This is a genomic window from Pedobacter sp. ok626 (assembly GCF_900100435.1).
Taxonomy (GTDB): Bacteria; Bacteroidota; Bacteroidia; order Sphingobacteriales; family Sphingobacteriaceae; genus Pedobacter.
Map to the genome: position 1 here is coordinate 70,781 of NZ_FNEX01000017.1, position 12,779 is coordinate 83,559.

Sequence of the window (12,779 nt, forward strand, 5' to 3'; positions counted from 1 at the left end):
TTATTTAAGATGAAGAAAACTGTAGTTATAGACGTTGTTGGCCTATCGGCAAACCTGATTGGAAAACATACGCCTTTTTTAGAACAATATATTAAAAATAAAAAGCTGAGTACCATAGCCCCTATGTTGCCCGCAGTAACAACAGCAGTACAATCCACTTATTTAACGGGCAAACAACCTTCCCAACACGGTATCGTGGGTAATGGTTGGTATGATGAAACCGATGCCGAAATTAAATTCTGGAAGCAATCAAACAAGCTTGTCCAAGCTGAAAAGATCTGGGATCAGGCAAAAAAAGAAAACCCCGGCTTTACCTGCTCAAACATGTTTTGGTGGTACAATATGTACTCCAACGCAGACTATTCGGTAACCCCACGTCCAAATTACCTGGCCGATGGCAGAAAAATGCCAGATTGCTACTCAGAACCGGCAGAGTTACGCGATATTTTACAAGAAAAACTAGGTCAATTTCCTTTGTTTCAATTTTGGGGACCCGGCGCGAATATAAAATCATCCAAATGGATCGCCGATGCATCTATGATGACCGATGAAATTTTCGACCCAACCTTAACGCTGATCTATTTGCCGCATTTGGACTATTGTCTGCAAAAATTTGGTCCAAACTTTAACCATATTGGCAAAGAATTAACCGAAATAGATGCCATACTAAAGGAATTAATTGGCTTTTATGAAAGCAAGAACGCAAATGTGATTCTTCTCTCAGAATATGGAATTACCCCTGTAAACACCCCTATACATTTAAACCGTGTTTTTAGGGAAGCGGGATTGTTGCAAATCCGTATAGAACGTGGACTGGAGTTGCTAGATGCGGGAGCTTCAAAAGCATTTGTTGTTGCCGATCATCAGATTGCCCACGTTTACATCAATGATAAATGTGCAACAGAACAGGTAAAAACGATACTTAATCAAACTCCAGGTATTGCCCTGGTTTTGGATGAGGAAGGTAAAAAGACACACGGCATAGACCACAACCGGGCCGGAGATTTTGTATTGGTTGCCGAACCAGAAAGCTGGTTTACCTATTACTTTTGGCTGGACGATGCCAAAGCTCCCGATTATGCCAGATGTGTCGACATCCATAAAAAACCAGGTTATGATCCCGTTGAAATGTTTATGTCATCTAAACCAAGGGCAGCCTATAAATTACTGCGAAAAAAAGCCGGCTTCAGATACATTATGGATGTAATTCCACTGGATGCAACGCTGATCAAAGGTTCACATGGCAGTATAAACACCCCTACAGATTTCCATCCTGTTTTAATTACTGACCCAGCCTTAAGTGCAGAAAATAAAACTGCAACTGAGGTTTACGATGTAATTTGGAAAGCACTATCTAGCTAATCATCCTGACATAAAAATCATATTTTGATAATGAATACTGCATTTTATTATATAAAGATTATTGTTAAGTTTGGTTTTGTTAACACCAAATAAAACCAATGAACTCAAGACGGGATTTTCTTAAAAAAGCAGCAATATTATCAGGTGCAGCGGGTTTACCCAATGTAATTCCGATGTCTATTCAAAAAGCTATGGCCATCAGCGCCGAGCCGGGTAGCACTTTTCAGGATGCCGAGCATATTGTGTTTTTAATGCAAGAAAATCGTTCTTTTGATCATATGTTTGGCAAACTTAAAGGCATCCGTGGCTTTAACGATCCAAGAACCTTTACCCTTCCAGATAACAATAAAGTGTGGCTGCAAAAGGATGATGCAGGTAATACCTACGCCCCTTTCCATGTCGACATCAATAAAACCAAAATCACCTGGCAAGGAGGATTACCACACTCCTGGAACGACCAATTAGCAGCACGTAATAACGGTCATTATGATAAATGGGTACCCGTAAAAAGTGTAATGTCACTGGGCTATTATGACCGGACTGATGTCCCTTTTTATTATGCCATGGCAGACGCCTTTACCATTTGCGACCATCATTTCTGCTCGTCGTTAACAGGCACAACACCCAACCGCCTGTTCTTTTGGTCGGGAACCATCAGGCCTGAACAAAACGGAACTGCTATCGCAGCTGTAAACAATGCACAAGCCGAATCAAGAAAAAACGTCTATGTAGACTGGCATACTTTTCCAGAACTTTTAGAAGATCATGATGTCAGTTGGAAGATATATCAAAATGAGCTGTGGACCTCAGACCTGAAGGGTGAAGACGTAGACAGCTGGCTAGGCAATTATGGCGATAATGCCCTTGAATATGTAAAACGTTATAACGTTAAGTTATCCGCTTATTTTAGAAAAAATGGCGACAGTACAGAAAGTCCAGCGTTAACCCCAGAACAAGTTAGAGCCAAATACGATCAGCTATCTTCCAAAGAAAAGAACCTGATAGATAAAGCATTTGCCACAAACATTAATGCACCAGAGAATTACCTGGCACTAACCCCTTTCACCTTTAAAGATGACAACGGTCAGGACCAAACCATTGCCATTCCCAAACATGATATATTTCATCAATTCCGATCAGATGTAGATAATGGAAAGCTACCGACTGTATCCTGGCTGGTTGCTCCAGAAAAATTCTCTGACCATACCAGCTCACCTTTATATGGCACCTGGTATGTTTCCGAAGCCATAGATATTTTAACCAAAAACCCGGAAGTATGGAAAAAGACCATTTTCATCCTTACTTACGATGAAAATGATGGTTATTTTGATCATGTACCTCCATATGTGGTGCCTAAACCGAATGCTACCGATACTGGAAAAGTTTCCGCAAAGATTGATGTCGATGTAGATTATGAATTGAAAAAAGATAGCCCAATTGGCTTAGGCTACAGGGTCCCGATGCTCATTGCCTCTCCATGGAGTAAAGGCGGATATGTAAATTCGCAAGTATTTGATCATACTTCATGCCTGATGTTTTTAGAGCACTTTTTAAGTAAAAAAACAGGAAAAACGATCAAAAGTAATAATATCAGCAGTTGGAGAAGAGCGATATGTGGTGATTTAACATCGGCTTTCAGACCTGCCGTCGGAAACCAATCGGGTGTGCCACCACTATTAAACAAAGAAGAGGTTTTGGTTAATATCACCAATGCCAGGAATAAACCACCTCAGGTTAAGCCCAATCCACTATCACAACAAGACATAGAAAAGATCAATTCAAATCCCCCCTTCTCCCCTTTATCTTCGTCATTAATGCCGCAGCAGGAAAAAGGCACTAAACCAGCATGCCCACTTCCATATGAATTATTTGCGTCTTGCCACCTCGATGCAAAAAAAGAAAACATTGAGCTTCAGTTTGAAGCGGGGAAAGGAAATTTTGGACAAAAAATTGTACCTGTAGGCGCTCCATTTTTGCTTTACACCTCAAATATCTATAGCAGTACTGCAGGAAAAAGCTGGAACTATGCTGTTGTTGCCGGGGATAAGGTTATTGACAGTTTAAAACTAGCATCCTTTAAGGATAATAATTACGACCTGAACGTTAATGGACCGAATGGTTTCTTCCGTCGCTTTAAAGGCAGCATAAATGATCCAGCCATAAATATCAATTGCTTATATGAAAAGACTGGCACTTTAAGTAAAAACCCAAGTGGCAATATTGAACTGTTTCTAGAAAACAAAGGGAACAAAGCGCTTAAGCTGGAAATTATAGACAATGTTTATAAAAACAGTCCCCCGAAATATATCACCTTAGCACCTTTGCAAAAATTAAAGGTTTTAATGAATTTGAAAAATAGCAGTTCATGGTATGATTTCACAGTAGCAACGCCTGAACACAAAGCATACAGCAGACAATTTGCAGGACATGTGGAAACCGGAGAAGTTTCTATTACAGACCCATTTATGGGCGGCTTGTTGTAACACCAGGATCAGTATCTTCTTCATGCTTTTCAGGATCGAGCTGAACTTCTTCAGCATTTATCTTTTTAGCAAAAAATATGGGGTACACCATCCATATTGCTCCTATTAAAAATAACAGACCGGATAGCTGGAGGATATAAACCGCCGACTCTACTTTATTAGCCTCCATAATTTTATAGGCAATTATTCCTATTACGCCCAAAACTATGAGATATACAGCTTTTTGAAGTCTTAGAACTTTTATCATAATGCGAGGGTTATTTAACTAAAAGACAATACACAAAAATCAAACCATATCCTACAAGAAATATCCGATCATTACATTTATGCTCATATAGGTCATAACGAGTACGATCAGTACACCAAATACCGTTAGCAAAATTGGATGTTTGTAATCGCCGACAATTCTGGTTTTATAGGAAGCAAACAGGATTGTTGCCAGCGTAACCGGCAAAATGAAGCCATTTACTACTCCTGCCATAATCAACAAACTAACTGGCTTACCTACAATTGCGAAAATGAGGGTAGAGACCATAATAAAAATAATGATGACCCTATTTTCATTTTTGGCGATTGTCGGACTAAAGGACTTTATAAACGAGACCGAAGTATAGGCTGAACCAATCACAGAAGTAATAGCTGCCGAGAACATCACCAGTCCAAACAACCTATAACCCAGGTTGCCTGCGGCCAATTGAAATATCGATCCTGTAGGATTTCCCTGATCAATAATCAAACCTTTGCTGATTACACCCAGAGAAGCTAAAAATAGAAATATCCGCACCAATGAAGCTACAGAAACACCCATTACGGCGCTTGTGTTTACCAGCGGCAAAGCACTTTTACCTTTTATACCTGCATCAAGCAAACGGTGTCCGCCAGAAAAAGTAATGTATCCGCCGACGGTACCGCCTACTAGCGTAATGATGGTCATGAGATCAATTTTCGCAGGAAGAATGGTTCGTACTGCCGCCTCAGCAACAGGTGGATTAGTGGTGATGGCGATATAAATAATTACAATGATCATGATGAAGCCCATCACCTGCGCAAACCTATCCATTGCCTTTCCTGCCTCTTTAATCATAAAAATAGCAATAGCTATTGCCGCAGATATCAAAGCACCGGTTATTACCGGAATACCAAACAGCGCATTTAGGCCTAAGCCAGCCCCAGCAACATTCCCAATATTGAAGGCTAGTCCACCGAAAACAATAAGCAGGGAAATAAAGCTGCCCAAACCCGGCAGCAATAAGTTTGCTATATCCTGAGCACGCTTTTCTGAAACAGCAATAACCCTCCAGATATTCAACTGCACGCCTATATCAATAACTATAGAAGTAAGAATCACGAATCCAAAGCTAGCGCCCAAGGTTTGGGTAAATACAGTAGTTTGCGTTAAAAATCCAGGCCCAATTGCAGATGTAGCCATTAAAAAGGCCGCACCTGTTAAAACACTCCAGTCAATCTTTCCATTCATAGGACTATGGTGCTTGTAAAGCTATATTTTGCTCTTTAAACAATGTGTGGATTTTCGCTGCAAATGTAACCGCATGTGCGCCATCCCCATGCAAGCATATTGTGTCAGCCTGTATAGATATATTTTTGCCACTAACTGCCGTCACTGCCCCTTCCCTCACCATTCGCAGGGACTGTTCTACTGCCCGGTCCTCATCCGTAATCAGTGCATCAGCAGATCTTCTTGATGTTAAAGTGCTATTATCCTGATAAGTTCTATCAGCAAACACTTCATTCGCTACGCTCAAACCAATATGACTACCGGCCTTTATCAGCTCACTACCCGACAAACCGTACAGAACAAGCTGGGGATTTATTTTATAAATAGCCTCTGCAATAGCTTCTGCCAGATTTTTATTGGTCGCTGCCATATTATAAAGCGCCCCATGGGGCTTTACATGGTGTAGCAGTCCGCCTTCAGATTGAACAAAACCATTTAATGCCCCTATTTGATACATCACCATATCATAAGCTTCTTCGGCACTAACGGACATCTCCCTCCGGCCAAAACCTTGCAGATCCGGCAAGCCTGGATGTGCACCTATTGCTACATTGTATTTTAAAGCCAGTCTTACCGTCTTTTTCATTACAGCAGGATCACCTGCATGAAAACCACAAGCAATATTTGCAGAGGTGATATAAGGGAAAATAGCCTCATCATTACCAATCTGATAGGCCCCATAGCTTTCACCCATATCACAGTTTAGATCTACTGTATACCAGCCGCTATCCATAAGCTTTATATCTGTTTTAATGTTATTGTTTGTTTTAATTGTTTAAGCTGCATTTCTATATGGAGCATAGCCTGGCGGGCTTCTGCTAAAGTAACTAATTTAAAGCGGATTTGTTGTCCGCTTCTCATTTGCGCAAGCTTGGTCAAATCGGCCGTAATGACTTGTAATACCCGGGGATAGCCTCCCGTCGTTTGATGATCGGCCATCAACAAGATGGCAGAACCATTAGAGGTAACCTGTATAGTTCCAAATGTGACTGCAGAAGAAAGCATCTCCTTAGGCTCAGTCAACAATAAAGCCGGCCCCTCCAGTCTATAGCCCATCCGGTCGGCCTCCTTAGTAATCATATAATACGCATTGAACAAATCCCCTGCACTTTGCCCGGTAAACAATTCGTATTCCGGACCTTTCATCACCCTGATTTCATTATCGTTAAACTCCGGGTACAGTTGCAAACCTATCGACCAGTTAAAGACGGCCCCCTTAGGTTCATATGCTTTTTTAAATGACAATTCATCTTCATTTTTCAACGCCCGCCCCTTGTAGCCCCCAAAGCCCGCTTTCAAATAAGTGGAATGGCTTCCTAAGACCTTTGGTAAATCAAAACCACCAGAAACAGTCAGGTAACAGCGACAACCAGCTTCTGCCGAACCAAAGCTCAATACAGCACCTTTTGGTATAAAAACCGGGCGCCACATTTTTACAGGTTTATCATCCACCATGGGATTTAGGTTACCGCCGGTAATGGCCACCAACTGACCTGTTTCAAAAAGTAACTTCGGACCAAGTAATGTACACTCCAGACCAGCTTCAGTCGTATCATTTCCAAGCAATAGATTGCCAATTTCAAGTGCCAACGTATCCATTGCCCCACTTACAATGATACCGTCTTTCCGGTATCCTTTTCGGCCCAGGTCCTGCACTGTCGTGAGTAACCCTCCTTTAATCACTTTAATCCCCATCAGACTCCCTTTTAATTTTTTCAAACTCAGCTTCGCTAATGGCTACAAAACGCAGTTTATTTCCGGCCCTTAGCAAGGCGGGAGGTTGTCGTTCTACATCAAACAGTTTTAAAGGAGTTTGCCCAATAATCTGCCATCCCCCAGGTGTCTCTATCGGATAAATTCCGGTTTGCGTACCGGCGATACCAACAGCACCCGCAGCAATTTTGCCTCGCGGTATTTCCTTTCTTGGGGCAGCAATTTGTTCATTCAAACCACCCAGATAAGGGAAACCGGGGGCAAAACCTATCATATATACCAGATATTCGCCAGTAGTATGTAAAGCGATCACTTCAGCTTCGGAAATTCCTGCATGAGTAGCTACATAAGATAAATCCGGACCTTGTATACCACCATATAAAACAGGAATTTCTACTATTGGAGTTTCCTTTTCTTCAGTCCCTTCCATAATTTCCTTCAACATCTCCTCTAAGAGGGATTGCACAGTTTCATAATCCGTAACCGATGGATCATAAAATATAGTTATCGTTGTAAATGCAGGCACATATTCAACAAAGCCTTCGAAAGAGTAATCTTCGAGGAAGCTACAGATCGATGATATATGCTGTTGAATACTTTCAGAAATTTCATTGCCCAATTGTATCACAATGGCACTATCCCCCAGAGGATGATACTGAATGGGTTCAACAGCTTTCATTCGATTATTTGGTTTGACACATTGTAAAGATATGCAATAACCCTATACAAAAAAGACCGCACCACGATTAATGATGCAGTCCTTTTCAAAAAGATCAAACGTTATTTTTCCATTACACGTATATCAATTCGACGATTTTGTGCCCGACCTTCAGGCGTATCATTACTCGCAATTGGATGTTCCGCACCATAACCTTCCGCATCTAAACGCTTAGCATCTATTCCCATTTTCACCAACTCGTTCTTTGCAACGTTCGCCCGCTCATCAGATATCTTTTTGTTTACTGAAGCATCACCAGTATTATCCGTATAACCACCTATTTTCAACTTCACAGTTGGATAAGCAATTAATATGGCATCTATATTGTTTATTTGTCCTTGCGATTCTGCTTTTAAAACGCTTTTACCAGGTTCAAAATATAAGCGATCAAAAGTAAACCAGGTGGTTTTGTCAACTGGTTTATCCTTATCTTCAATAAACATGATCAACTTGTTTTCTACTGAATTTTCGGCAACTTTTATTTCTTTACCATCGGGTAGTTTTTTAACAATGACAACGCCTAAATCCCGAACAAAATCTCCGGCTTCATTTAATTTACCTTCAATGGACTCCCTGGCGGCCATAGCATCAGCTTTCATTGCATCAGTTGCCGAATCCATTGTGTGACCTAAGGAATCCATATTCGCACCAATGGTATTTTCTACTTTAGGACTGTTACAGCCCATTTTTCCCATTAACCACCAACCACCAATCAAAATAATGAGTAGCGGGATCAACCATTTGAATATGCTACCAGATTTGGGCTCCTGAGCTACACCATAATTAACAGGCGGCACTTTCGGCAACTCCACTTTTGGCACATCTACCTTAGGGATGTTTACGTTTGGCATTTTGATACTCGCAAAACCTAAAGAGTCACTTAAGCCTTGTGGCATAGCTGCAGCGATATCGGCTTTGCTTTCAAAAATTTTGCCCACTAAATCAGAAATTCCCCATCCTTTACTAGCCATCAATTTTGAAATATAACCAGTAATTAAGGGAACAATCATCGCCAATAATCCTGCAGATTTTGGGCCACTTAAACCAGTTGACGACGCAACAGCACCCGTTACCGCATCAGAATCATTACCAAATAAACCGCCTAATAACGATTTCCCCTTTTCCAATAAATCTCCATGATCGCCATTAAGCACATCTTCCGGTTTACCAACCATACCGCTAGCTCCTGATAATATTTTGCCAAGAAACCCCGAGTCACCGCCGATCCCATTTTTTAGGATACCAGCTAAAACCGCCGGAATACCTGCAGAAAGACCAGTCTTTACCTGATCTTCGCTTACGCCTGCCTTCTGGCTTAAAGAAGAAACGACATCATCGCCGATTTCATTCTTTATCATTTCAATTAAATTCATGTTTATAGTTTTTAGGTTAGAAATTTCAAACAAACACTAGTTATAAGGGACATAACAATCACAACAACAAAAAGTTTACGGACTTCATGAAACTTCCCACACACCTGAAAAGTCTATACACTTGATAATTAAACATAAGCCGAGACACATTTAAAAACACTTCAATCTTTCATTCTAAAACCTTAACTTTGCATCCTTAATTTTTGGAGATACTTGATTGATGTATAGGGAATTTAAACAACTAGAATTAGCTAAAATAGGCGAAGAGATACTTGATTTTTGGAAGGAAGAAAACATCTTTGAAAAAAGCATTTCAAGCCGTCCTGAATCGAACCCTTTTACTTTTTATGAAGGCCCGCCTTCGGCAAACGGAATGCCTGGGATTCACCATGTGATGGCAAGAGCTATTAAAGATATTTTTTGCAGATACAAAACCCTTAAAGGCTATCAGGTAAAGCGTAAAGCAGGCTGGGATACACATGGTTTACCAGTAGAACTGGGAACCGAGAAAGAACTGGGTATTACCAAAGAAGATATTGGTAAAACCATCTCTATCGAAGAATACAACGAAGCCTGCAAAAAAACGGTAATGCGTTATACTGATGTATGGAATGACTTGACTGAGAAAATGGGCTACTGGGTTGATATGGGAGATCCATATGTAACTTACAAGCCAAAATACATGGAGTCGGTTTGGTGGTTGTTGAAACAAATTTACGATAAGGGTCTCCTTTACAAGGGCTATACCATACAACCTTATTCTCCGAAAGCGGGAACAGGCTTAAGTTCGCACGAGGTAAACCAACCAGGTGCTTACCGAGATGTTACCGATACTACAATTGTTGCCCAGTTTAAAGCATTGGCAGACACATTGCCTGCATTTTTACAGGGATTTGGCGATATCTACCTGATGGCATGGACCACTACACCATGGACTTTACCATCAAATACAGCATTAACTGTTGGCCCGAAAATCGACTATGTTTTAGTAAAAACTTTTAACCAATATACTTTCCTTCCGGTAAATGTGATTTTAGCGAAAAACCTGGTTGGAAAACAATTCAACAAAGGATATTTTGAAAGTACTGATGCAGCTGATTTTGAAAACTTCGCTGCAAACGATAAAAAAATCCCTTATCAAATACTAACCACATGCAAAGGCACTGACCTTGTTGGTATTAAATACGAACAACTTCTAGCCTATACCCTTCCTTACCAAAACCCTGAAAATGCTTTTAGAGTAATCTCAGGAGATTTTGTGACCACAGAAGATGGTACCGGCATCGTGCATACTGCCCCAACTTTTGGCGCGGATGATGCCCGGGTTGCAAAAGAAGCAAGCCCTGAAGTTCCACCAATGTTGGTGCTGGATGAGAACGGAATTGCAGTACCTTTGGTAGATTTACAAGGTAAATTCACTTCAAATATGGGCGACTTAGCCGGAAAATATGTGAAGAACGAATATTACAACGAAGGCGAAGTTCCTGAGAAATCTGTTGACGTTGAAATCGCCATCCGCTTAAAAGAAGAAAACAAAGCTTTCAAAGTAGAAAAATATGTTCACAGTTACCCACACAGCTGGAGAACTGACGAGCCGCTTTTATACTATCCACTAGATTCCTGGTTCATCAAAGTTACGGATGTAAAAGACCGTATGTTTGATCTGAACGAGACCATCAACTGGAAACCAAAATCTACAGGTGAAGGTCGCTTTGGAAACTGGCTCAAAAATGCCAACGACTGGAACCTTTCCCGCTCAAGATATTGGGGAATTCCATTGCCAATCTGGAGAACTGAGGATAAAAAAGAAGAAATGATCATCGGTTCTGTTGAAGAACTCTATCAGGCCATTGAAAAATCAATTGAAGCAGGCTTCCAGAAAGAAAATCCTTTTAAAGGATTTGAAATCGGAAACATGTCGGAAGAAAATTATGACCTGATCGATCTCCATAAAAACGTTGTGGATGGAATCACTTTAATTTCTCCATCAGGAAAACCAATGGTTCGCGAAACTGACCTGATTGATGTGTGGTTCGACTCTGGTGCAATGCCATATGCGCAATTGCATTATCCTTTTGAAAACAAAGATAGAATTGATGAAAATAAGGACTTCCCTGCAGACTTTATTGCTGAAGGCGTTGACCAGACTCGTGGATGGTTCTATACGCTACACGCGATAAGCACACTTGTTTTTGATAAGGTAGCTTACAAAAACGTAGTTTCAAATGGACTGGTATTGGATAAAAACGGGCAAAAGATGTCGAAACGTTTAGGCAACGCCGCAGATCCATTCAAAACACTGGCAGAATATGGACCAGATGCAACACGCTGGTACATGATATCAAATGCAAATCCATGGGATAATCTGAAATTTGATATTGAAGGAATTGCAGAGATTCGCCGTAAGTTTTTTGGCACACTTTACAATACCTACAACTTCTTCGCGCTATATGCAAACATTGATAAGTTCCAGATCAATAAAGACGAGATGACTCCAGTAGAGCGTCGCAGTGAACTAGATCGTTGGATCCTATCCTTATTGCAAACCCTAATTGCAGAAGTTGATGAAAGCTACAATGCCTATGAACCTACTAAAGCAACAAGAGCTATTCAGGCATTCGTTGACGAGCATTTAAGTAACTGGTATATCCGCCTATCACGCCGCCGCTTCTGGAAAGGTGAAATGACTGCAGATAAAAAAGCAGCTTACGAAACCTTGTATACCTGCTTAATGAGCGTTGCGCAAATGATGTCACCAGTAGCGCCTTTCTTCTCAGATTGGTTGTTCCGTAATTTAACAGCCGACGATAAACTTAACACTTTAGAATCCGTACACCTTAGTACTTGGGATGAAGCAGATGCATCATTAACTGATACAGAATTGAATGAAAGAATGCAGCTTGCACAGGACATTTCATCCATGGTTTTATCGTTGCGTAAAAAGACAAGCATCAATGTTCGTCAGCCTTTAGCTAAAATTTTAATCCCTGTATTGGACAATAAATTTGCAGAAAGAGTAGAACTGGTAAAAGAATTAATCTTGTCTGAGACCAACATTAAAGCGATTGAGTACATCACTGATACTGCGGGATTTATCAAGAAAAAAATCAAACCAAATTTCAAAACCTTAGGCCCTAAAGTAGGAAAAGACATGAAACTGGTTGCTGAAGCTGTGAACAACATGAGCCAGGAAGAACTGGCAAATTTTGAAAATATCGGAAAATTTGCAGTTATCGGCACGGATTATGTAATTGAGCTGAGCGATGTGGAAATTATGGCTGAGGACATTCCCGGATGGCAAGTAACCAGCATGGGTAACTTAACTGTGGCGCTTGATGTTTCAATCACCGAAGAGCTTAAACAAGAAGGCTTGTCACGTGAATTGATCAACAGGATCCAGAATTTAAGAAAAGAGCTTAATTTCGAAGTAACTGACAGGATAACCGTGACTTTACAAAACCATAACCTGATCAGCGAAGCGGTGGCACAAAATAAAACATACATTTGCTCGGAAATTCTGGCAGATAACATTAACTTAACCGAAACTTTAGACAACGGAAACAAAATAGTAATCGATGATGTTGAACTACACATTTTGATTGCACAACAATAAT

At 40.7% G+C, this 12,779-nt stretch carries 9 protein-coding genes; 3 read left to right on the top strand and 6 right to left on the bottom strand.

Translation table 11 applies throughout. From position 1 onward, the window contains the following. Nucleotides 1-9 precede the first annotated feature (9 nt). Together BLS35_RS21380 and BLS35_RS21385 are read left to right on the top strand one after the other, a co-directional pair. Nucleotides 10-1,362, top strand: coding sequence for an alkaline phosphatase family protein (locus BLS35_RS21380; RefSeq protein ID WP_090785353.1), 1,353 nt, complete (start codon nt 10-12; stop codon nt 1,360-1,362). Nucleotides 1,363-1,460: 98 nt separating this feature from the next. Beyond that, nucleotides 1,461-3,845: a phosphocholine-specific phospholipase C gene (locus tag BLS35_RS21385; RefSeq protein WP_090785356.1), complete on the top strand. Its 2,385-nt coding sequence runs from the start codon at nt 1,461-1,463 to the stop codon at nt 3,843-3,845. Here the strand turns inward: BLS35_RS21385 and BLS35_RS21390 are convergent. The 6 genes from BLS35_RS21390 to BLS35_RS21415 form a co-directional block, all read right to left on the bottom strand. Further along, nucleotides 3,826-4,092, bottom strand: coding sequence for an isoleucyl-tRNA synthetase (locus tag BLS35_RS21390; protein ID WP_090785359.1), 267 nt, complete (start codon nt 4,090-4,092; stop codon nt 3,826-3,828). The two genes, BLS35_RS21385 and BLS35_RS21390, sit on opposite strands and share 20 nt — an antisense overlap. Nucleotides 4,093-4,143: 51 nt before the next feature. Next, on the bottom strand, nt 4,144-5,322 hold the full coding sequence (locus BLS35_RS21395) for an NRAMP family divalent metal transporter (RefSeq protein WP_090785362.1): 1,179 nt from the start codon (nt 5,320-5,322) through the stop codon (nt 4,144-4,146). A gap of 4 nt (nt 5,323-5,326) precedes the next feature. Next, entirely contained in the window at nt 5,327-6,094 is a 768-nt protein-coding gene (gene pxpA / locus BLS35_RS21400) for a 5-oxoprolinase subunit PxpA (RefSeq protein ID WP_090785364.1), read from the bottom strand. Nucleotides 6,095-6,099: 5 nt separating this feature from the next. After that, nucleotides 6,100-7,080, bottom strand: a complete 981-nt coding sequence (locus BLS35_RS21405; RefSeq protein ID WP_207909147.1) for a 5-oxoprolinase subunit C family protein — start codon at nt 7,078-7,080, stop codon at nt 6,100-6,102. Continuing rightward, a complete protein-coding gene (pxpB, locus tag BLS35_RS21410) occupies nt 7,046-7,753 on the bottom strand; it encodes a 5-oxoprolinase subunit PxpB (protein WP_090785370.1) in 708 nt (235 codons plus the stop codon). The genes BLS35_RS21405 and pxpB overlap by 35 nt, the downstream gene beginning before the upstream one ends. A 101-nt stretch (nt 7,754-7,854) precedes the next feature. After that, nucleotides 7,855-9,165: an OmpA family protein gene (locus tag BLS35_RS21415; RefSeq protein ID WP_165973369.1), complete on the bottom strand. Its 1,311-nt coding sequence runs from the start codon at nt 9,163-9,165 to the stop codon at nt 7,855-7,857. 220 nt (nt 9,166-9,385) lie between these two features. Between BLS35_RS21415 and ileS the strand changes: the two genes are divergently transcribed. Then, nucleotides 9,386-12,778 (top strand): isoleucine--tRNA ligase, encoded by a 3,393-nt coding sequence (gene ileS, locus BLS35_RS21420; protein ID WP_090785372.1) that lies wholly within the window; start codon nt 9,386-9,388, stop codon nt 12,776-12,778. The last annotated feature ends 1 nt before the right edge of the window (nt 12,779 follow it).